This is a genomic window from Paenibacillus elgii NBRC 100335 (genome assembly GCF_004000865.1).
GTDB classification, from domain to species: Bacteria; Bacillota; Bacilli; order Paenibacillales; family NBRC-103111; genus Paenibacillus_G; species Paenibacillus_G elgii.
On sequence record NZ_BIMB01000083.1, the window covers coordinates 1 to 21,453 of the forward strand.

Consider the following 21,453-nt stretch of genomic DNA (forward strand, 5'->3'; position numbering starts at 1 on the left):
CCGGCGCATCGCCAGGGCCAGCCGCGCCTGCGCTTTCCGGCAGCACGCCAGCCGCGCCGCCGGCCGGTCCGGCGCATACGCCTGCGGCTTCGCCTTCGGCCTCGTCTGACCGTCAGGCTGCCTCGGAACCGGCTAAGCCGGCAGCAAACGGGAGCTGGCCTTGGGAGCGGCTGTCGCTGGAGCTGAAGAGCCGGGAGCTGGCTTTGAAGGTAAAGCAGGAGCAGACGGACAAGGGCGATGAGGCCGACGTTTATATCCAAACCAAGGATCGCGCGGTAGTTCATCTGAAGGGAGCGCAGGCGGAGCAACTGCTTCTTCTGCTGATGCAGGGGCTGCCGTCGGAGAAAGACGCATGGGAGAAGGCGCTTAAGCAGCGCTTGGCGGCGCAGTTCAAGCTGAAGGACGATTCGCCGGATTGGAAGATCGACGTGAAGTGGAAAGACGACGCCAAAGCCGTCCGTACGCCGCCCGTACAGCCCGGGAAGCCGGAGCCTAACGGCCATGGAGCGGACAAGGAGCACGGCAAAGGCAAGAATAAGGAGAAAGAAAAGGAAAAAGCGAAAAACCGCGATAAGCACGACGATGAGCATGACGACTGATCGGAGGGCTTCCGCTTTTACCGCGCACAGCAGCAGCCCGTCTGGAGATGATTAACGCTCCGGACGGGCTGCTTTTCTATCGCTGCTCTAGTCCTCGGGAGTCCGGTCCAAGTACAAACGGGAGACGAGAGTGGCGTCTCCGCGCCGCACTTCTTCCTCCGTCGCCTTTTCCTCCAAAGGATCGTGCGTATTCATACCCGGGGCGACGGTCGGCTTGTGGGGATGCCGCGACTCTGCTTCCTTGCCGGTCACAATTTCTGCTCTCCTTCCGTCTTAGTATAAGCAATCAGCGTAATCGGATTGCCGGTCAATTCGGCCAGCCGCGCTTCCGTCTGTTGAATGATATCGATGACTTTTTCTTGCTTGTGAAGCGGGGCGATTTGGTAGTCGGTCGTTTCGATTTTCACGGGCGATGGGCCTCCTCGTGTGGGATAATATCAATTTCCCGGTTAGAATTCCCTTCGGGAAAACCACGCATGCGTGGAAGGCGATGGAAACCGGTCTGGAAAAAAACGCAAAAACCATGGCTCGGCATCGCGCCGCTATGTTATATTGAAGCTACTGTTCCGGGAACACGGTGAGACGACGAAGGAGGAAGGAACCGTATGAAATGGAACCGCTTGGCCGTGATGGCGAGCATCGTGCTCGCCGTGCTGATTTCGTCGATGGATACGACGATTATGAATACGACGATGCCGCGGATTGCGGAGGAGCTCGGGGATGTGAAGCTGTACGCGTGGAGCTTCGCTTCTTACATGATTTTATGTACGATCGTGACGCCGCTTAGCGGCAGGCTTTCGGATTTGTACGGACGCAAAAAAGTGCTGTCGATCGGCATTTTGGTCTTCTTGCTCGGGTCTGTGCTCTGCGGTACGGCCGCGACCATGCTGCAGCTCGTATTGTACCGGGGGCTCCAAGGGCTCGGCGCGGGCGCGATGATTGCGTTCCCGGCCATTATCGCCGGGGATTTGTTTCCTGTGGAAGCGCGGGGCAAAATCCAGGCGTTCTTCACGGGCATGTGGGGCATCTCGTCGGTGCTGGCGCCGCTGCTCGGCAGCTTGTTCATCGAGCATTTGAGCTGGCGGTGGATTTTTTATATCAATATTCCGATTTGTTTGGCATCGCTGCTGCTTCTTGTGCCATACCGCGAAGTATACGAGGCCCGCAAAAGCCGGATTAACTATTGGGGAGCTCTCTGGTTCGGACTCGGCATCGGGCTGCTGCTGTTCAATACGGTGGTAAGCGAGGGCTTTCTGCTGTATACGGCGGGCGGCGTGTTGTTTTTGCTGCTGTTTGTGTACAACGAGCGGAGGCATCCGTCGCCGATTATGCCGGTGGCGCTGCTTAAGAACGGCTCCGTCGCCTGGATGAACCTGAACGGCTTTTTGACCTGCGCGGCGCTGTTCGGCACGTCCAGCTACATACCGTTTTATTTGCAGCAGCACGGGTACTCGCTTTTCGTCAGCGGGCTGTCGCTGCTCGGGATGTCCGTCGGTTGGATTCTTGTAGGCGTCCCGGCCGGCAAATGGGTGCTGCGCTACGGCTACCGGCCGCTGCTGTTTACAGGTAACGTCCTGCTGGTGCTGTCCGGGCTGCTGCTGCTGTTTTTGCCGGACCAAGGGGGCTTCTGGTACGTCAATGTGATCATGGTGGTGCAAGGACTGGCGTACGGGCTGCTCTATACGGTATCGGTCATCGGGGTTCAGCAGCTTGTTGCCGCCGATCAAAAAGGGATTTCCACGTCGCTGCAGGTCTTCTCGCGAAATATCGGCACGGCGGCCGGCGTTACGATTATGGGCGCGCTTCTGACGTCGGCGCCGGCTTTTATGACCGGCATCCACCGGCTGTTTCTGTACGGGTTTATCGTCAGCTTGGCTGCGCTGGTGTCCACGATTTTTCTTTTTACGCGCCGCACGGTGTCGATTTCCGGAAACGGAGCTTAGAGCGGCTGCGCGAACAGCCGTTGAAAGAACAAAGGGCGATCTGCTTCATGCAGAACGCCCTTTGTTGTCACGCGGCCTTTCTTCAGTCGAGGAACCATTCGCCGGACCAAGGATCCTGTACCCAGCGGGCATGGTGGTAATAATGATGCCCATGCATATGATGATGGTGGTGCGGATGGTGTCCGTGTGCGTGGTAGCCATACGGATAGAAGCCGTATGGATAGACGTGATGATGCGGATAGTGGTGATAATGATGCGGGTAATGATGAGCATGGTAATGATGTGGATAATGCGGACGGCTGTAGTCGATCTCCCCGGCTGTTTGAGTTTCAATTATCGTCTCTTGAGACATATTTGATTTCTCCTCTCTGATTAGAACATACTCCACCATATGTCAGAGAGGAGGAATTGGGCACTTATCCATCTAAAAAATGGGCTTAATCACCTTGTTTTTTTCTTAGCCAGCCGGGACGGGGCGTTTCCGGCTGGCCGCTGCGGTACTGCGGCTCTCCGGTTTCCGGTGCGCTTCTGCCGCTCTTGGGCGGCTGGCGTAGCTGCTGCGCCTCCTCCATGGCCCGTCGCACTTCTTCGGGTACTGGAAAATCCGTCACCGGGGCATCCTTCAGCGCCCGGGTCATCATTTCCCGAAACAGCTGCGCGGGCGCCGCTCCGCCCGTCGTCAAATAATGGGTTTTGTCCGTCTGATCGTACCCTAGCCAGATCGCCGTTGTCAGTTCGGGGGTGAAGCCGACAAACCAGGCGTCTTTTGCGCCATTTCGGCCGATGGCCCCGAATTCAGCCGTTGCGGGAAGCTGCGTTGTCCCCGTTTTTCCTGCGGCGGGACGGCCATTGAGCGCGGCGGCGATCCCCGTGCCTTGTGCGACAGTTTCTTGAAGCAGCCTCGTCAGCGTGTAGGCGTAAACCGGCTCCGTCAGCTTGGTCGACTGCGGCTTGGCTTCGACGAGCGTATGGCCGTCCTTGGTCGTAATTTTGGTGATGGCGTGGGCGCTCTGCATCACTCCCAGGTTGGCTATGCCACCGTACGCTTGAGCCATCTGCAAGGGCGAGATGCCTTCGGACAAGCCGCCGAGCGCAAGGCTCAAGTTGCGGTCTGCCGGAGGCAGAGTGATCCCGGCCTTGCGCACGTAGTTCATTCCGGCGTCGATGCCGATTTCATTCAGCAGCCAGACCGCCGGAATATTCCACGAACGGATCACGGCCTCCTGAAGCGAGACTTGTCCCCTTGTCTGCCCATCCCAATCTTTAGGACGGTAACCGGAGATGTCGAGCTCCCCGTCGTACAAGATCGACTCCGGCGTATAGCCAAGCTCAAGCGCAGGCCCATACACCGCCAGCGGCTTAAATGCCGAGCCGGGCTGCCGCTTCAGCTCGGTGGCCCGGTTGAAGCCGCGATAGGTCTCATCCCCTCGCGCACCGACGATCGCGCGGATGCCGCCGGTTCGCTGGTCCAGCACGACCGCTCCGCTCTGCACCGGGCGGTCGGCAGGACCTTGCGGGAAGAGCGCGTCGGTATGGTACACCTCTTCCGCTGCCTGCTGCACCTTAAGGTCCATCGCGGTATGAATCCGCAGGCCTTGCGTCAAAATCTGCTGTTCCGTGAAGCCATAGAGCTTCTCGGCCTCATCCATGACGTAATCGACATAGGAAGGGTGCCGCCCCTTCAGCGACTCTCCGTTGTTCGGCTTTAACGCAATCGACTCGGCAACAGCCTTATCGTAGGCGGCGTCGCTAATGAAATGCTGCTCCTTCATCAGCGACAGCACGAGGTTTCGCCGCTCCAGCGCCTTGTCCGGATGCTGCACCGGAGAGTAGAGAGAAGGAGCTTTGGGCAGACCGGCCAGCACGGCCGATTCGGCAAGCGTCAGCTGCTGCACGGATTTGCCGAAGTATTGCTGCGCCGCCCCTTCGACGCCCCAGCGCCCTTCGCCGAAGTAAATGCTGTTCAGATACAGCTCCAAAATTTCGTCTTTGCTGTAAGTGAAGTTGATTTTTATCGCGTAACCGAGCTCCTTGAATTTGCGGTTGAACGATTTGTCCGAGTCGAGAAACAAGTTTTTGGCAAGCTGCTGCGTGATCGTGCTGCCGCCTTCCTCCATCGCTCCGGCTTTCAAGTCGCGAACCAGCGCGCGGCCGATCGACCATACGTCGAAGCCGGCATGATCGTAAAAACGCCGGTCCTCTACCGCAACGACGGCATTCCGCAAATCCAGCGGAATTTGGCCGAGCGGCACCGGCACGATTCGGGACGAGGACAGCTGCGCCACCGGCTGTCCACCGGCGTCCATGACGAAGCTCGGCTCGGGGAGCGGATGCTCCAGCTTGCTGATATCCAGACCGCGCACCCATACGGCGGCAGCGCCAAGACCGGCTGCTCCTGCCACAAAACAAAGCAGCCCTGCCGTCCACAGCCACCGCCGCCCCCGGAAACGGCGCGCTTTCTTCGTCTCTTGCTCCGCCGTGCCGCCGCTGCCCGGCGCAGGCTCCCGCACCTCGCGTGCCGCAGGGCGGGGATCGCCTGCCGCCTGTCTGCGGCCCGGATCATCCTGCCCCGCACTGGTTCTTCGCCACGTCGACCGGGCGGCCTGTCGCGCCTCGTCCGCCGCGCGGCTTCCTCCGCTGGAGGCTTTATACGACTGCCCCTCGCGTTTCGGCGAGGAGCCGGTGTCTGTCTTTGTTTTCGGCCTCCAACGAAACATCCGGGATAAGCTCATGGCTGATGGTCCCCCTTTTTGTTTGCCACGGAATATTCGCCGCTTTTGCGTAAAATACCAATGCTAATAATATTCGCGCCGGACGTCTTGTTTCGGCAGGTGGACAAGCAAAAAAGAGCCTCCAAAGGAAGCTCCAAGCGGGGGATTTCATTGCAGAGGGTCCGGCATCATGCCCTTTTCCATGACCTGCGAATTCGTCGGGAGGCTTGCCATCACTTTGCCAAGCTGGCGGACCTCCTTCTCGTTGTTGGCCATCTTGCCGTTCATCGCTTTGCCGATCGGCGTCGATTCGGTCGGCTTCGTCTTGGCCGGGCCGTATTCCATATATTGCTGAAGCTCCGCCAACATCTCTTGGGCAGCGGCGTCTGCCGAAACGGGGATATTGTCCTGTGCAACGAAGCCGGCCTCGTTCAAGTCAATGCACGTCTGGCCGTTTTCCTGCGTGTGCGTATAGATACGGTATGGATATTCCTGCAGCGAAGCGGAATCCCGAAACGTCAATTCGTATGTGCTTCCTTCCCGGGACGGCAGTTCGGTGAATCCCATCGTTTTGAGCGTAGCGTGCACGTGGGAAAAGGGCTTGGTGATCGACGGCAGCGTTTTTTTACGGGACATAGGGCAACACTCCTCGATTCGTATTTTCCGCCGGACGGCGTGATACATCCGTGTACCCCTTTATTACACCATTCGGATAAGGATGAAACTTTATATGGTACTAGATCGTCATTCTTTTTCGAATAGGTATAGAGCAACTGGGGGTGTTGATATGCGCGGCAGATCGCTGCGGTTTATTTTATTTCTTATGGTGGCTGTGACCTTATCGGCTCTGGTGTACGGGTACGCGTTTTCCAATAACAACAGCTTTGTCGGTTCCAGCATCGACGAGCAGTTTCCCGTGCCGGCGGAGGCGCGCAAATCGGACGTTCCGTTCTCCAATCCGGGAGTCGTGTATGTCCGCTACAACATGAAAGGTATCGAAGAAAAGGAAAGTATTCCCGACTTCTATGCGAATGAGATTCGCAAGTGGGGGTGGAAGGAAGATAAAGAGGAGCAGGTGGGGGCCCTCCGTGTTTTTGTCAAGGACGGCAAAACGATGAATGTAACGACGCACAGCGGCTTTTTCACTTTGTTTACCAAAAAAAGCACAGCGGTTGCCGGTGCGCCGCACACCGCGGTTTCTAAGCCACAAAGCCCGCCGAAGCAGTAAAAAACCCCGTGCGCCAAATTCGCTTTTCCGGAGCTTGTTCGTCAGTAGAAGCGCATGGCAGGCGCAAGGGGGCTGGTGTTTGGCTCAACAAGCGGCTTCAATTGACGAGCGGAAGTGAATACCGCGCGAATCCTTCGCCTTCGTAGTTGTATCGTTCGCATATCGTGTAGGTACGGTCGCCGGCGCTTGTTTGAAGTCCCTTTTCGCGCAAATACGCTTCGACCGCTTGACCGGCCGCCTCGAAGTTCCCGTCCTTATTCGCCACGACGACGCACCGGTGCGCCGGGACAGTCAGGCGGAGGAACCATTCGGGAATGTCGTCGTACGATTCGACCTCCATGCAAAGGATGTATACGTGCGTGTCCGGATGGCTCTGCGACGGTCCATGCGGCCACAGGCCGTAATGAATGTGCGGGTTCACGATATGGGGTAAATGCTTGGCGGAGGACAGCAGCGCTTCTTTGGCGTGCCGATACTTGCCTCCCATGTCGTTCAAGCCGATGCACGGAATGCCGATCAGCTTCAGCTCCTTGTGCTCCACCATAACAGGCTCCATCTCCGGGAGCTTTGCCGCGTTTTCGATCATACGATTTTCGCCTCTTTTCCTTGTTATTTTCCAAACCCAATAAACAAGCATTTATGACTTCACACGTTCCCGCTCCGGCTTCGCCAGAGGCCCCTTCTTTTTCGCAGAGCGCCTCTTGAATTTTTTGCAACGAAAAACCCGCATGGTATAATGGAGCGATAAAGTCAGGACAAGCGGAGTGAGAACGATGAGAATCAACAAATATATTAGCGAAACGGGAATTTGCTCCCGGCGCGAAGCGGATCAGCTGATCGAGGGAAAGCGCGTCACGATTAACGGCCAGCTGGCCGAGCTCGGAAGCCGGGTGAGCGAAGGAGACGACGTGCGGATCGACGGAAAACCGATCAGCGAGAAGAAAAAGCACGTCTACATTGCGCTCCACAAGCCGGTAGGCATCACCAGCACGACGGAACGGCACGTCCGCGGCAATATCGTGGATTTTGTGGGACACCGCGAGCGCATTTTCCCGATCGGACGACTGGATAAAGATTCCGAAGGATTGATTTTGCTTACGAATGACGGCGATATCGTCAATAAAATATTACGCTCCGAGCACGAGCATGATAAGGAATACATCGTGACCGTGAACAAACCGGTCACGCCGATGTTTTTGCAGGGAATGGCGAGCGGCGTGCGGATTCTTGGGACCGTCACCAAACCGTGCAAAGTGAGCCGCATCGACGACCGGACGTTTCGGATCGTGCTGACGCAAGGGCTAAACCGTCAAATCCGCCGGATGAGCGCCGCCTTCGGCTACGAGGTGCGCCGGCTGAAGCGGGTGCGCATTATGAACATCAAGCTGGCCGGTTTGCCGGTGGGGCAGTGGCGCGATCTGACCCCGGAAGAGCTGGACAAGCTGATGAGCGACATCGGACATCAGCCGTAAGCTCTATGCTACACATTGAATTTGTAGCCGATCCCCCGCACGGTATGGATGTATTTCGGATCGGTGGGGTTCGGTTCGATCTTCTTGCGCAGGTTGCTGATGTGGACGAGCAGCGTGCGCGTATCGCCGTTGCTGTCCACGCCCCAGGTCATTTTATACAGCTGTTCGAGCGGGAGTACCTTGCCGGGCGAGCGGGCGAGATGCAGCAGCAGGTCGAATTCCTTGGAAGACAGCGGCACGAGCCCGCCGCTTGCTTTCACGGTCCGGCTGAGCAAGTCGATCTCCAGTCCCGGAAACGACAGGTACTGGGAATCTTCCTTGTGCTGCTCAAGCAACTGGCTGCGGCGCAGATGCGCTTTGACCCGGGCGACGAGCTGGCCGGGACTGAACGGCTTCGTAATGTAATCGTCCCCTCCGATGCTGAACCCCAGAATGATATCCATATCCTCGCTTTTGCAGCTTAGAAATAAAATCGGCGTATTATAGGACTTCCGGATTTGCCGGCATACTTCGATGCCGTCCATTTCGGGGAGCAAGATGTCGAGAATCACCAAGTCCGGACAGTGCTCCCGCACCATCGCAAGCGCTTCGGCCCCATTCCCGGAATGCAGTACGTCATACCCCTCCTTACGCAAATAAAGACTGATTAATTCGACAATCTCGGCTTCATCGTCGACGATGAGTATTTTTTCTCCAGGCATCGATTTCTCCTCCAAAAGATGATGCGGCGAAACATGATGTTTCTTTGAAACTATCAGAATCATACCCCGCCAGACTCGATACTGGATTCTGATATGACAGCGACAAACGTCCCGAAATCCCCCAAAGGTGAGCCGTTTATCCCGGTTTCCAAATAATGCAGTTTAAGGTACGATATTAGCAGAGAGGCCCATCTAAGCAACAGGAAAGAAAGTGGTATCGATTTCCAGAAACTATTTCTATTATAAATGGTTTTGGGTGTTTATTTCCATAGTTTTATTGGCCGCCGGGATTGCCGGTGTCCGCTATTACATTTCCGCTGCTGAGAAGTCTGCGCCCCGTGCCGTTCAAGGGGTCATGGACCTGGAGCGCTACGGCTTGGAATCCCATGGAACGGTCCGGTTGGACGGCGAATGGCAGATGTACTGGATGCGCCTGCTGACACCGGTAGAGCTGGCCTCCCCGGAGCAAGCCGCGGGGGAGCAGGCAACTCCGATTGTTCTCCCCGAGGTATGGAACCGCGTCCTTGTGGACGGCGTGCGGCCGGGCGGATCGGGTTATGCGACCTTTCGCTTGAAAGTGAAGCTGGATGGTCCCGCTTCCGATCTGGGGCTGAAGCTTCCGTACATCCGGACGGCCTACAAGGCTTGGGTGAACGGCGAGCCCGTCGCAAGCAGCGGCACGGTCGGAGAAGACATTAAGACTTCCAAGCCGCAATACACCCCGAATCTGATCCGGTTCCGTCATGCAGGCGGGCCGCTGGATATCGTCATTCAGGTTTCCAATTACCATCACCGGCTCGGGGGAATCTGGAAACCGGTCGAGCTCGGCTCATGGAGCGCGATGGACAGCAAGCTCCGGAGAGAGCTTGCGATCGAGACGCTTGTGGTAGGAAGCCTGCTGTCGATGGGGCTGTATCACATCGGGTTGATTGCGCTGAGGCGCAAAGAGAAAGGATCGCTTTATTTCGGACTTTTTTGCTTATTGATCGGCATACGGGCCTTCTTTACAGGCGAAGGCGTGATGTATTATTTTATCCCCGAGGTGCACTGGCTGACGGAGCTGCGCATCGAGTACGTATGCTTTTACATGGGCGTGCCCGTCATGATCATGTTCATGCACTCGCTTTACCCGTTGGAGGTGCGTTCCGGTATTGTCCGGCTTATCTTGGCGCTCGGTGTAGCGTTCTCGGCCGCGGCATTTCTGATTCCGCCCCCGTGGGTGACCTATACGACGCCGGCATTTCAGCTCATTACGCTGCTCACTAGCGGCTACCTGCTGTTCAGCTTGGCCCGCGCCATGCTTCGCAAAAGAGACGGGGCGCTGTTCGCCGCGATCGGCGCGGGCGCTTACGTCGCCACGGTGATGCTGGACATTATGTACTATAACCAGTGGATCAAGCTTGGCGAGGTGTCGTCGTACGGACTGCTTGTCTGCGTATTCATGACCTCGTTCATCCTGAGCTCGAAGTCGGCCAAGGCTTACGTGGAAGTGGAGACGCTATCGCGGCAAATGCGCGAGATGAACACCGGTCTGGAGCATAAAATTCGCGAGCGGACCGCCGAGCTGGAACGCATCAACCGCAGTCTGGAGCGGATGAACGACGACTTGGCGCGGATGGAAACGTCAAGGCGGCACCTGCTTAGCAATATCTCGCACGATCTGGGAACGCCGATGACGCTGATTCAAGGGTACGTGGAAGCGCTCATCGACGGCGTCGTCTCGCAGCCCGACCAGCAGCAAAAGTATTTAAAGCTCATCCATAACCGGATCACGGGCTTGAACCGGCTCATCGCCGATTTGTTTCAGCTCTCGAAGCTGGAGGCCAGACAGATGGATTTCGATATCCAGCCGGTGAGCGCGGACGATTTTATCCGCTACTTCGACGAGCGCTATGAGCTGGAGCTGGCCGGAGCCGGGCTCAAGTTCGAGACGGTCGCCTACTCGCTGCGGGCCGAAGCCCATCGGCAGGCCATCGTCAAAATCGACGTGGACCGGATCGATCAGGTGCTGACCAACGTCATTTACAATGCGGTCAAGCATACACCCCGCGGCGGGCTGATCCAGCTTCATTTTATCGTGGACGAGCATTCGCTTGTCGTTCAGGTGCAGGATAACGGCTCGGGCATCGATCCGGAAGACCTGCCGTATATTTTCGACCGTTTCTACAAGAAAGATAAGTCCCGCAACACGGCCGGCGGCGGCAGCGGCCTCGGGCTGGCCATCGCCAAGGAGATCGTCGACTATCATGGGGGCCGGATCTGGGCACAAAGCCGCGTCGGTCAAGGCGCCTGCATCGCCTTCATGCTGCCCCTCGCGAAAGGGGGTGAATAGAGACTCGGATGTTAGCGGCGAACCGCTGTGAATCGAATGCGCGAAGCTTAATCGCCGGAGCCCGGAGGATGCAGTAACGAGCTGCGGTAATCGGTCGGTGAAAGCTGGTAATGCCGCTTGAACTGCTTCGAAAAGTACAGCGGGTCCTGGAAGCCGACCGAAGATGCGATCTGCTCCACGGTCAGCTCCGGACGCTCCCGCAGCAGATGGCGCGCTTTGTCGAGCCGGAGCCGGAGCAGGAACGTTACGGGCGTCAGCCCGGTCTGCCGCTTGAACAGCGTCGAGAGATAAGCGCGGTTGTAGCCGAGCGACTCGGCCATCAGCTCGATCGTGATCGGCTCCGCATACTGCTTGGATAAATATTGCAGCGCCCGCTGCACCGTTTGCCCTGCGGCGGTTGCCTGCTCCGGCTCGTCCGTGCCAAGGGGGCGAAGCGCTTCCGCGAACTCGGCGAACAGCAGGTGCAGGCAGCCGTTCGCTTTCAGATTGGCGCCTGCGCCGCGGTGTTGAAACGCCAGCTGCACTTGGCGGAACAGGACGCCAATCGAGCGCTTTCGTCCGGTATGGACGACCGGCTGCTGCGAGCTCAGGCCCGTATCCTGCAGCAGCCGCTCCGTGAGATGTCCTTCGAAGGCGACCCAGCGGTAATGCCACGGGTCAAGCGTATCGGCCATGTAATTGACCAGCTTGCCCGGCTCGATCAGGAAGCTGTCTCCTGCGCCAAGCTCGTAAGTCTGTCCCTGGCAAACGTAGGTGCCTTTGCCGGATAACACATGATGCAGCAAATAATAATCGACCACCTTCGGACCGGGCTTATGACCCGGCTTCGTCTGGCTGTGGCCGGCGAACAGGACGGTCAAAGGGCTGTCTTCCGACGCGGGGTACGGGTTGGATACGACAAAGTAAGTATCGGGACGTTTGACAGGCCCAGACACGGCGCGGCTCGCCTCCTTTTGGGGCATCGCCCCGGATACGTTCAGTATAGCACAATCGGGGTTGTCTGCGCGTTGATGATCTAACATTTTTCCATGCCGTCCTGACATCGTTCCATAGTGAAAACCGGTTGTCCGGACTATACTTGAAGCAAAGCTACCTATTGAAATTCGCTATATTGAACGCGTCTTCTTAAATCCATAACGAGGTGAACCGTCATGACGGAAGTGAAAGCATTGCAGGAGCAGTTTGTCGAGCTGTACGGAGGAGATAGCTCCAATCCGATCCGGGCGTTTCATGCGCCGGGGCGCGTCAATCTGATCGGGGAGCATACCGATTACAACGGGGGATACGTTTTCCCGGCCGCTCTGACGTTCGGCACGACGATGCTGATCCGGAAGCGGGAGGACGATCAGGTGGGCTTCGCTTCCACCAACTTTCCGCTGCGCAAGCATATTTCCATTCAGCAAGTCGAACTCCGCGCCGAAGACGATTGGATTAATTATCCGAAGGGCATTATCCGCGAACTGCAAAAGCGGGGGCTATCCGTCGGCGGTTACGATATTTTGTACAGCGGGGCGATCCCGAACGGCTCCGGCCTTTCCTCTTCGGCTTCTATCGAAGTGGTGACGGCTTATGGCCTGCTCACGATGGAAGGGCAGCCGACGGACAAGGTGGAGATCGCGCTGCTGTCGCAAAAGGCCGAGAACGAGTTCATCGGCGTGCAGTGCGGCATCATGGATCAATTTGCGGTAGCGATGGGCAAGAAGGAGCATGCGATTTTGCTCATGTGCGATACGCTGGAATACAAGCACGTGCCGTTCGTTAGCGGCGAATACAAGCTGGTGATCGGCAACACGAACAAAAAGCGCGGGCTTGTCGATTCGGCCTACAACGAGCGCCGTTCGCAGTGCGAGCAGGCGGTGAAATACTTGTCGGCCAAATATCCCGAGCTGACGCTGCTCGGTCAGTTGTCGCTGGAGCAGTACCAGAACGCACAGCATCTGATCCCGGACGAAACGGTGCGCAAGCGGGCGCAGCACGTCGTCGAGGAGATCGACCGGGTGCTGCAATCTATCGAAGTGTTGGAACGCGGAGACTTGGCGGCGTTCGGCCAGCTAATGATCGGCTCGCATAACTCGCTGCGCGACTTGTACGAGGTGACCGGCGTCGAGCTGGACACGATGGTGGAAGCGGCGCTCGCCGTTCCCGGCGTGCTTGGCTCGCGGATGACGGGCGCCGGCTTCGGCGGCTGCACGGTATCGTTGGTGCATCAAGACAGCGTGGAGCGGTTTGTCGGCGAGGTGGGCCGCGTGTATAAGGAGAAGACCGGCTTGACCGCGGACTTCTATGTATGCGACATTGGGAATGGCGTGCAGGAGCTGCAGCTATAAGTATGATCGTCCGGCGATGAACGGACGGAACCCATAAATTCGGATTGGCGGAAGGAGAGGCTGGACTATGGCTATTATGGTAACCGGAGGCGCGGGCTATATCGGCTCGCATACGGTAGCGGAGCTGCTGGCAAAAGGCGAAGAGGTCGTTGTCGTCGACAATTTGCAGCAGGGACACCGGGAAGCGGTGCTCGGCGGCAAGCTGTACGTCGGGGACATTCGCGATGCGGACTTTTTGGACACGGTATTTCGTGAAAACGAGATCGACGCCGTCATTCATTTCGCAGCGAGCTCGCTTGTCGGCGAAAGTATGCAGCTGCCCGGCAAATATTATCATAACAACGTTTACGGGACGCTCTGCCTGCTGGAGAAAATGAACGAATACGGCGTCAAAAAAATCGTGTTCTCGTCCACGGCGGCGACGTACGGCGAGCCGGAGAACGTTCCGATTCTGGAAACGGACCGGACGCTGCCGACGAACGCTTACGGCGAAACGAAGCTCGCCATGGAGAAGATGATGCGCTGGTTCGATACCGCGCACGGCATCAAATACGTCTCGCTGCGCTACTTCAACGCGGCGGGCGCGCACGAAAGCGGCCGGATCGGCGAAGACCATTCGCCGGAGACCCATCTCGTGCCGATCATTCTGCAGGTGGCTCTCGGCAAGCGCGCGCATATCTCGATTTTCGGCGAAGACTATGCGACGCCGGACGGCACATGCATCCGCGACTACATCCATGTGACCGACCTGGCAGACGCGCACATCTTGGCGGTGGAAAAGCTTCGCTCCGGCGGGGATAGCAGCGTGTACAATCTCGGCAACGGCAAAGGCTTCTCCGTCAAAGAAGTGATCGACATCGCGCGTGAAGTAACGGGACATGCGATCCCGGCGGTCGTCGAAGCCCGCAGAGCCGGAGACCCGGCGGTGCTTGTCGCCTCTTCGGAGCGCGGCAGAACGGAGCTTGGTTGGCAGCCGAAGCGGGACAGCCTGCAGCAAATCATCGCCTCCGCATGGGCTTGGCATCAAGCGAATCCAGACGGCTACGGCAAGTAAAATCACGGGTGCAGGCGTTCGGGCCGAAGGCCGGCCGATCCGAAGGAGTGGAGAACAATGGAACAGAGACAGAAAAATACGGATTTCGGCTCCCCCGACCGGAAGGCGGCCTACCGGGTCGAACGGCTGCTGCAGTTTGGTTTGCAGCGCGGACTATTGGAGCCGCTGGATGTGTATGCGGCCCGCAACGGGCTGCTCGATCTGCTGCGAATCGGCGAGCCATACGAGGGCGAGCTGACCGAGCCGGTAGCGGACAGCGTGGTGGAACTGCTGGAGCCGCTGCTCGATTACGCGGCCGAGTCGGGCCTGCTTGAAGAGAACAACACGACGGTGCGCGATCTGCTGGATGCCCGTTTGATGGGGCAGCTCATGCCTCGGGCATCCGAGCTTGTGCAACGGTTCTGGACGACTGCGAAGTCCGCGGGCATCGAAGCAGCAACGGACGCTTTCTACAAGCTGTGCATCGATTCGAACTACATTCGTATGGACCGGATTAACAAAAACATGTATTGGCTTGCACCGACGGAATATGGCGATATCGAAATTACCGTAAACCTGTCGAAGCCGGAGAAAGACCCGAAAGAAATCGCGATGCTCCGAAACGCGCCGCAGAGCCATTATCCCAAATGCCTGCTGTGCATCGAAAACGTGGGCTACGCCGGCAGGTTCAATCATCCGGCGCGGCAGAACCTGCGGGTCATTCCGGTTGAGCTGGCCGGGGCAACGTGGTATTTTCAGTATTCGCCTTACGTATATTACAACGAGCATAGCATCATTTTCGACGGAGAGCACCGGCCGATGAAGACGTCGAAGGAGACGTTCGAGCGCCTGCTTGATTTCGTGGAGCGCTTCCCGCATTATTTCGTCGGGTCGAATGCCGACCTGCCGATCGTCGGCGGATCGATCCTGAACCATGATCATTTTCAAGGCGGACGGCACAAGTTTCCGATGGAAAAGGCGGGCGTCGAGGAGAGCTTCAGTCATCCGGATTATCCCGGCGTGAAGATCGGCATCGTCAAATGGCCGATGTCGGTCATCCGCATCGCCTCCCACAAACGCGATCAGCTGTTGATGCTCGCTACGGCGATTCTGGATGCGTGGAAGTCTTACAGCGACCCGTCACAAGATATCTTCGCATTTACGGAGCAAGCGGGCGTCCAGGTGCCGCATAACACGATTACCCCCATTGCCCGCAATAATGCGAGCGGGGAATACGAGCTTGATCTGGTGCTGCGCAACAACCGGACCAGCGAGGAGCATCCCGACGGCATTTTTCATCCGCACAAGGAGCTTCACCATATCAAGAAAGAGAACATCGGCTTGATCGAGGTGATGGGGCTCGCCGTGCTGCCGGGTCGTCTCAAGGACGAGTTGGAGCTGGCGTCCAGACTCCTGACCGGGGAAGAGAAGCTGGACGGGAAGATTACGCGCGATCCGTCGCATCCGCTGCACAAGCACGCCGAATGGCTGGAGGAGCTTGTCGCCCGTTACGGTACGGCTATGCCGGAAGAGAACGCGAGACAAGCGCTGCAAACGGAGACGGGCCGCAAGTTCGCGGACGTGCTGCGTGATACGGGCGTGTACAAGCGCAGCGAGCAGGGAATGGAGCGATTCCGGGCGTTTTTGCGGCATCTCGGCGTGCAGGCTTAATGCGGGAACGGAGAACAGTTGTCCAATGAACATCTATGGAGCGGGCAGTTTTTTCGGTCCAGGCCACTTCAGCTTAATCTAAAAAGACCCCCATCCGGGCACCGTGTTGACGGAGCCGCCGAATGGGGGTCTTGCCGCTTCTTCATCGAATTGGGGCTGGGGCTATCCTGCCCGCGAGCCTTCGTCGCCGGAAGGCCGGCGCGTCTTCGGCTCGATCTCGATCAGATCGGGCTTCCGCTTGATCTCTTCGACCTCGATGCCGTTTTTGGCGAGCGTGTTGGTTAAGAAATTTTCATCCTGGGCCGGGAAAATGTACGACGGATGCCGATCGGTGTTGCTAAGCAACTGCTCGGCCACTTGCAGCAGCTTATCCATCGAGAACGGCTTGCGCAAAAACTTCTCGATATCTTTCTCGTGATAATCCTGCGGAGGTTCCAAAGCTGTAGATACGATAACCGGGGTCCGGTAAAACTTCGGATGGCGGTACAGCTCGCCGATGAAATCCCACCCGTTCTTCGTCCCCTCCAAATGAATGTCCACGATACACAGTCTCGGACCGCCGTCTTCGATCCGGTGGAGGGCCAGAATGCCTTCCTCGGCCGAGCGCACATGCATCGTCGGGATATGCAGCTTGGCGAGCGCCACTTGAATCAGCTTCGCCAAATTATCGTCGTCCTCCAAAATCATGATGGTGTTGTCCGCCGTACCGACCCGGTAAGCTTGGAGCGTCACGGTGAAGGTCGAGCCTGCGCCCATCTCCGATTCAAACGCAACGGTCCCTTCGTGGCCTTCGACGATTTCCCGCACGATAGATAGCCCGAGGCCTGTTCCGCCGATCTGCCTGCGATCGGAATTATCGACGCGGTAAAATTTGGAGAATAGCTTATCCTTGGCTTCCTCCGGGATGCCGAGGCCGTAATCCTGAACGAGGAATTGCACGGCTTGGCCGTCCTGCCGGAGCGTCAGATCGACGCGATCCGCCTGAGGCGAATATTTAATCGCGTTGCTGAGCAGATTGTGCGCCACCTGCTTCAGCCGGTCGGCATCGCCGCGCACCCACACTTCATGCTGCGGCAGATGCAGCGAGAGGTCGTGGCTTTGCTTGCCCCGCCATTGCTCGACCACTTCCTGCAGCAATCCTCCCAGCTCCACCGGGGCAAAATGATAAATTTGCTTCCCGGATTCCATCCGCTGCAGATCCAAAAAGTCGTTGATCAGCGTCGAAAGCCGGGTCGCCTCTTTATAGACGGTTTGCAGGTAACGCTGCTGCTTCTCCGGCGTAAGCTGGCGGTTGAGCAAAATCTCGATAAATCCGAGAACGCTCGCAAGCGGCGTCCGCAGCTCATGCGAGACGATGCTGATGAATTCGTTTTTCATTTCGTCGACTTTTTCTTCCTCAGTCCGGTCGCGGAACACGAACAGGAAGCCGAGCTCCTCGTCGTGACGTTCGACCATCATTCGGATGGCGTACAGCTCCACATATCTTTGCTGCTCCTCCCCGTCGGTGAAGGAGAAGCGCTCCGTCAGCTTGTTCAAGTCGCCGCGCAGCAGACCGCGAATCGATTGGGAAACGCGGGCGAAGCTCGGTGAGCGATCGAGCAGCTCCTGACTGATCTCGGTGATCGATTCGCCGGCGGGGCCGCTGAGCCGTAGGAAATCGTTCATGCGATGATTGAAAAACATCAGCTTCCCTGAAGCATCGCACATCATCATGCCCTCGTGAGTCGATTCGAGGATGTTGTTGATCAGGTCACGCTGCTCCTCCATCGCCACCTTCTCTTGTTGGAGCTGCTCGTAGAGCGCCTCCAGACGGACGGATTGCCGGCGGCGGTCCTCGTTCATCTGCTGTGCCAGGAAGGCAAGTCCGAACTGGCGGATGAGGCCTTTGGCAAGCCGCGTTTTTTGCTCGTCCGGCGAAGTTAGATAGCCAGTCAGCAGCAGGAAGCCGGTCGCTTCATGCTCATCGTTGAACAGCGGATAATAGCGGTCTACCGCGTGGGTGATGCCTTGATGGAAACCTCCTTCCTGCGCGGTAGCTTGACGCACGCACTCCAGCGGCATTTTCTCGTTCAGGACGCGCCGTGCGGTGCCGAACAGCTCGCTTTCCAGCATCGTGGGCAGCGTCGACGGATAGCCGATGGCATAGGCGACCTGATAAGCCGCTTCCGCCCCGTCGCCGCCCGGCGTTTTCAAAACAAGCAGAGCTGCGTCAAGGTGAAGCGACTCCAGCAGCGCCGGGATGGCAGCGTTCAAAAAGTCGGCCATGTCCGTCGAGCCGGTCAGTTTCTCCTGATAGCTGCTGATGGCCTCCAGCTCCAGCTCGCGCTGCGACAGCTTCTCCAGCGTCGCTTCCTGCTCCTCCTGCTGGGCAACGATCTCTTCGTTCTGCACCTCCAGACTTTCCGCCATGTACCGGTATGTTTCCTCGCTTTTGCGCAGCTTGGCTTCCGCCTGATTGGCCCGGTTGAAGATGAAGAACGAGAACAGTCCGACGACAATGGCGATCCCGCCTCCGATAAAAACGATGACGCGCGCCCGTTTCTCTGCGGTTTGAGCCGATGAATACGCTTCCGCTGCAATGAGTTCGATCTCCGCGGTCAGCTTCGTATGAATTTGACGAAAGCGGTCCATCTGGTTTTTGCCCATGGAGACCCGTTTGATCGCATCAGGCAGCTTCCCGTCGCGAATCAGCTCGATTTGGCTGGCATAATACTCCTGCAGGCGCTGAATTTGCGGGATGGCGTCGCCTTCCATGACACTGCGCAGGCCGGGGTATTTTTTTTGAAATGCAGCCATGGCGAGCAAGTCGTCCTGCAGTTGGGCTTTGCCGAAGTCGTAGGGCTCTAGATATTTCTCATCTTGCGTTACTTCGTAGCCCCGAAGCCCGGATTCCATATTGACCAAGTCGACCAGTAAGCTTTCGGCCAAATTGTTGAGCGGAATCACTTCGTTAACGACGCTCTTCAGTTCCTCTTCCGTACTGGAGGATGCGACAAAGCTGGAGACGCTGATCATCACGAGCAGGGAAATCACGACGATCACGTACCCCAGTGAAATCTTCGATCGAGTCATGTTCATGGCAGAGCCACCTTTTCGGCATATAGACATTTCTTTTTTGGTACGTTCCTAGTTCGACAAAAGCAGAGTAAATCCTCTACAGCGAACGGTGCTTTTCGAGCCGGAACGCAAAAAAAATACCGCTGCTTTGCCGAAAAGAGCGGCTTATGCCGGCACGAGTCGAAGAATGTCAGGAAGCTTTGTATTCCTATTGTCTTTGTGGGATACGAAAGCGAAAGGGGAAAAAGGGGGCTTGTTGTGGGGCTGTGTTTCCTGTTGGCGAACGGAGGAGCGGCTCAGTCGCGCTCCACCCATTCGCTGCGCAGGGAGAACAGCTCCCTCAAGTCGTCCGTCGACAGCTCGGTGATCCACTGCTCACCGGTGCCGACAATTTGCTGGCTCAGTCCGAGCTTCTTGTCGATCATCTCGTCGATGCGCTCCTCCAGCGTCCCCAACGTGACGAATTTGTGCACCTGCACATGGCGCGTCTGGCCGATCCGGAAGGCGCGGTCCGTCGCCTGGTTTTCCACGGCTGGATTCCACCAGCGATCGAAATGGAACACGTGATTCGCCGCGGTCAGATTAAGTCCGGTGCCGCCGGCTTTGAGCGACAGCAGGAAAATGCCCGAATCGTCCTCCTCCGGCGGCACTTCGCCTTGGAACGTTTCGATCATGCGGTCCCGCTCCGCCTTGGAGCTGCCTCCGTGAAGAAAGGGCACCTTGCCTCCGAACTCTTCTTCCAGCACCCGCTGCAGCAAGTGCCCGGTCTCTACGAATTGGGTGAAAATGAGGCACTTGTCGCCTTCCTGCCGCAGCTCCTGCACCATTTCCAGCAGCCGTTCGACCTTGTTCGACCGTTCGCGCCACGGCCCCCGGACAGCATCCTTGGCGAGCAGCGCCGGATGGTTGCAGATCTGCTTCAGCTTCGTCAGCGCGGCGAGAATCATCCCGCGGCGCTCCATGGCCGACAGCTTGTCGATCCGCTCGAACATGTCTTGGATGTAGTTCTCATACAGCGTCGCTTGCTCGGCTGTGAGCGAGACGTACGTTTTGTACTCGTACTTTTCCGGCAGATCGAGCTGAATGGACGGGTCCTTCTTGACGCGCCGCAGCAGAAAGGGCCGGATCAGTCGCTGCACCTTGGCGATCAGCTCCTTGTCCTGCGTACGCTCGATGGCGCCGACGTACCGCTGGGTGAAATCGCGCAGCGTGCCGAGATAGCCCGGGTTGAGAAAATCGAAGATCGACCACAGCTCGGTCAGCCGGTTCTCGATCGGGGTCCCGGTCAGGGCGATCCGGTGCCGTCCGGCGAGCTTGCGGATCGATTGTGCCTGCTTCGTGTAGGCATTCTTAATGTTCTGCGCTTCATCGAGGCAGATCGATTCCCAGGAAACGGAGCCAAGCTCCGTCTCGTCCAGATGCGACAGCGTGTACGTCGTCAGCACCAAGTCGCTTTCGCCGCAGTTCTCGGCAAAGCTGGTTCCTTTGGCCCGTGTCGGCCCGTAATGCAGATGCACGCGCAGGTCCGGCGCGAAGCGCTGCAGCTCCTTTTGCCAGTTGCCCAACACGGACGTCGGGCAGATCAGCAGGGAAGGGGCGGTTCCGCCCGTCTGCGGCGTGTCGGCTGCTTGAGTATCGGCGGCCAGCCGCTGCTCCCGGAGGTGCAGCAAGTACGTGATCATCTGGATCGTTTTGCCGAGCCCCATGTCGTCGGCCAGACAGCCGCCGAGGCCGCATTCGCGCAAGAACACGAGCCACGAGATGCCTTCTACCTGATACGGCCGCAGCTTGCCGCGGAAGCTGTCCGGCGGCTCCAGCAGCGGAGGGCGCTTCGCGTGATTGAGCAGATCGACTAGCTCTTGAAGCTGCTCGTCAAGCTCGACTTCCATGTTGATCGTACGGTGGAAGTCTTTGTCCTCTTCGCCTTCGCTGGAGCCGAGCAGATGAAGCTCCAGCACGTCCCGGAAGGACAGCCCCTGCTTCTTCTCCACCTGCTGCATGACGCGCTGGAGCTGGGCGAGATGAACCGGGTCAAGCTGCACCCACTGCCCCCGGATTTGCACGAGCCGCCGGTTCTGCTCCAGCAGCTCGCGGAATTCGGCCTCGGTCAGCTCGACGTCGCCCAGCGCGATTTTCCAATCGAACTGCATGAGCTGATTTAAGCCGAACATCGACTGCGGGCCGGAGCCGACCGACGATTTGATCTTCGCTTTGAGGCGCGGACGCCATCTGCGGATACGTTCCCACCATGCGGGCAGGATGACCGAATAGCCCGCTTCCATCAGGCGCAGGCTGCCTTTGGCCAGCAGCTCCCACGCCTCGTCTGGCGTCAGCGTGCTGCGCAGCCCGGCTTCGCCCTCGGCCAGCCATGGCAGCATG

Annotated in this window: 17 protein-coding genes and 2 pseudogenes; 9 read left to right on the forward strand and 10 right to left on the reverse strand. The window is 57.9% G+C overall.

All coding sequences use genetic code 11. The features are described from left to right. A pseudogene (locus PEL01S_RS34725) lies at positions 1–599 on the forward strand (hypothetical protein); the annotation flags it as partial. 87 nt (positions 600–686) lie between these two features. Here the strand turns inward: PEL01S_RS34725 and PEL01S_RS34730 are convergent. Both PEL01S_RS34730 and PEL01S_RS34735 read right to left on the reverse strand, forming a co-directional pair. After that, positions 687–851, reverse strand: a complete 165-nt coding sequence (locus tag PEL01S_RS34730; RefSeq protein WP_163768701.1) for a hypothetical protein — start codon at positions 849–851, stop codon at positions 687–689. Then, positions 848–1,006, reverse strand: a complete 159-nt coding sequence (locus PEL01S_RS34735) for a hypothetical protein (protein ID WP_010502262.1) — start codon at positions 1,004–1,006, stop codon at positions 848–850. The genes PEL01S_RS34730 and PEL01S_RS34735 overlap by 4 nt, the downstream gene beginning before the upstream one ends. A 198-nt stretch (positions 1,007–1,204) precedes the next feature. On the opposite strand from PEL01S_RS34735, the gene PEL01S_RS32840 reads away from it, so the two are divergent. Further along, the gene (locus PEL01S_RS32840; RefSeq protein ID WP_127463178.1) at positions 1,205–2,542 is read left to right on the forward strand and encodes an MFS transporter; all 1,338 of its coding nucleotides are present in this window, start codon (positions 1,205–1,207) and stop codon (positions 2,540–2,542) included. 82 nt (positions 2,543–2,624) lie between these two features. Here the strand turns inward: PEL01S_RS32840 and PEL01S_RS32845 are convergent, their stop codons facing one another. The 3 genes from PEL01S_RS32845 to PEL01S_RS32855 all read right to left on the reverse strand — a co-directional run bounded on the left by PEL01S_RS32845 (position 2,625) and on the right by PEL01S_RS32855 (position 5,889). After that, positions 2,625–2,894 (reverse strand): hypothetical protein, encoded by a 270-nt coding sequence (locus PEL01S_RS32845; RefSeq protein WP_127463179.1) that lies wholly within the window; start codon positions 2,892–2,894, stop codon positions 2,625–2,627. 85 nt (positions 2,895–2,979) lie between these two features. Further along, entirely contained in the window at positions 2,980–5,274 is a 2,295-nt protein-coding gene (locus PEL01S_RS32850; RefSeq protein WP_127463180.1) for a transglycosylase domain-containing protein, read from the reverse strand. A 147-nt stretch (positions 5,275–5,421) separates the two neighbouring features. Then, positions 5,422–5,889, reverse strand: a complete 468-nt coding sequence (locus PEL01S_RS32855; RefSeq protein WP_127463181.1) for a hypothetical protein — start codon at positions 5,887–5,889, stop codon at positions 5,422–5,424. Positions 5,890–6,040: 151 nt separating this feature from the next. Here PEL01S_RS32855 and PEL01S_RS32860 point away from each other — a divergent pair, with 151 nt between their 5' ends. After that, positions 6,041–6,481, forward strand: coding sequence for a hypothetical protein (locus tag PEL01S_RS32860; RefSeq protein WP_036688274.1), 441 nt, complete (start codon positions 6,041–6,043; stop codon positions 6,479–6,481). A gap of 97 nt (positions 6,482–6,578) precedes the next feature. Here the strand turns inward: PEL01S_RS32860 and PEL01S_RS32865 are convergent, their stop codons facing one another. Further along, entirely contained in the window at positions 6,579–7,067 is a 489-nt protein-coding gene (locus PEL01S_RS32865) for a GyrI-like domain-containing protein (protein WP_127463182.1), read from the reverse strand. Between the two features lie 187 nt (positions 7,068–7,254). Between PEL01S_RS32865 and rluF the strand changes: the two genes are divergently transcribed. Continuing rightward, positions 7,255–7,953 carry a 23S rRNA pseudouridine(2604) synthase RluF gene (rluF, locus tag PEL01S_RS32870; RefSeq protein ID WP_127463183.1) on the forward strand — a complete coding sequence of 233 codons (699 nt, stop codon included), beginning with the start codon at positions 7,255–7,257 and terminating at the stop codon, positions 7,951–7,953. 8 nt (positions 7,954–7,961) lie between these two features. Here the strand turns inward: rluF and PEL01S_RS32875 are convergent, their stop codons facing one another. Continuing rightward, entirely contained in the window at positions 7,962–8,654 is a 693-nt protein-coding gene (locus PEL01S_RS32875) for a response regulator (protein WP_010502277.1), read from the reverse strand. Positions 8,655–9,495: 841 nt separating this feature from the next. Here PEL01S_RS32875 and PEL01S_RS35795 point away from each other — a divergent pair. Both PEL01S_RS35795 and PEL01S_RS35800 read left to right on the forward strand, forming a co-directional pair. After that, positions 9,496–10,467, forward strand: a pseudogene (locus tag PEL01S_RS35795) (7TM diverse intracellular signaling domain-containing protein); the annotation flags it as partial. Between the two features lie 18 nt (positions 10,468–10,485). After that, positions 10,486–10,986 (forward strand): sensor histidine kinase, encoded by a 501-nt coding sequence (locus PEL01S_RS35800; protein WP_371860737.1) that lies wholly within the window; start codon positions 10,486–10,488, stop codon positions 10,984–10,986. Between the two features lie 47 nt (positions 10,987–11,033). Here PEL01S_RS35800 and PEL01S_RS32885 read toward each other — a convergent pair whose 3' ends face one another. Further along, positions 11,034–11,948 (reverse strand): AraC family transcriptional regulator, encoded by a 915-nt coding sequence (locus tag PEL01S_RS32885; RefSeq protein WP_127463189.1) that lies wholly within the window; start codon positions 11,946–11,948, stop codon positions 11,034–11,036. A gap of 189 nt (positions 11,949–12,137) precedes the next feature. Here PEL01S_RS32885 and PEL01S_RS32890 point away from each other — a divergent pair, with 189 nt between their 5' ends. The 3 genes from PEL01S_RS32890 to PEL01S_RS32900 all read left to right on the forward strand — a co-directional run bounded on the left by PEL01S_RS32890 (position 12,138) and on the right by PEL01S_RS32900 (position 16,017). Next, positions 12,138–13,313 carry a galactokinase gene (locus PEL01S_RS32890; RefSeq protein ID WP_127463185.1) on the forward strand — a complete coding sequence of 392 codons (1,176 nt, stop codon included), beginning with the start codon at positions 12,138–12,140 and terminating at the stop codon, positions 13,311–13,313. A 67-nt stretch (positions 13,314–13,380) separates the two neighbouring features. Further along, on the forward strand, positions 13,381–14,367 hold the full coding sequence (gene galE / locus PEL01S_RS32895) for a UDP-glucose 4-epimerase GalE (RefSeq protein ID WP_127463186.1): 987 nt from the start codon (positions 13,381–13,383) through the stop codon (positions 14,365–14,367). A 57-nt stretch (positions 14,368–14,424) separates the two neighbouring features. Next, positions 14,425–16,017, forward strand: coding sequence for a UDP-glucose--hexose-1-phosphate uridylyltransferase (locus PEL01S_RS32900; RefSeq protein ID WP_127463187.1), 1,593 nt, complete (start codon positions 14,425–14,427; stop codon positions 16,015–16,017). 162 nt (positions 16,018–16,179) lie between these two features. Here the strand turns inward: PEL01S_RS32900 and PEL01S_RS32905 are convergent, their stop codons facing one another. Next, entirely contained in the window at positions 16,180–19,095 is a 2,916-nt protein-coding gene (locus PEL01S_RS32905) for an ATP-binding protein (protein WP_127463188.1), read from the reverse strand. Positions 19,096–19,370: 275 nt separating this feature from the next. Further along, positions 19,371–21,453 (reverse strand): DEAD/DEAH box helicase (locus PEL01S_RS32910; RefSeq protein ID WP_164824358.1); only part of this gene is annotated, 2,083 nt, incomplete at its 5' end.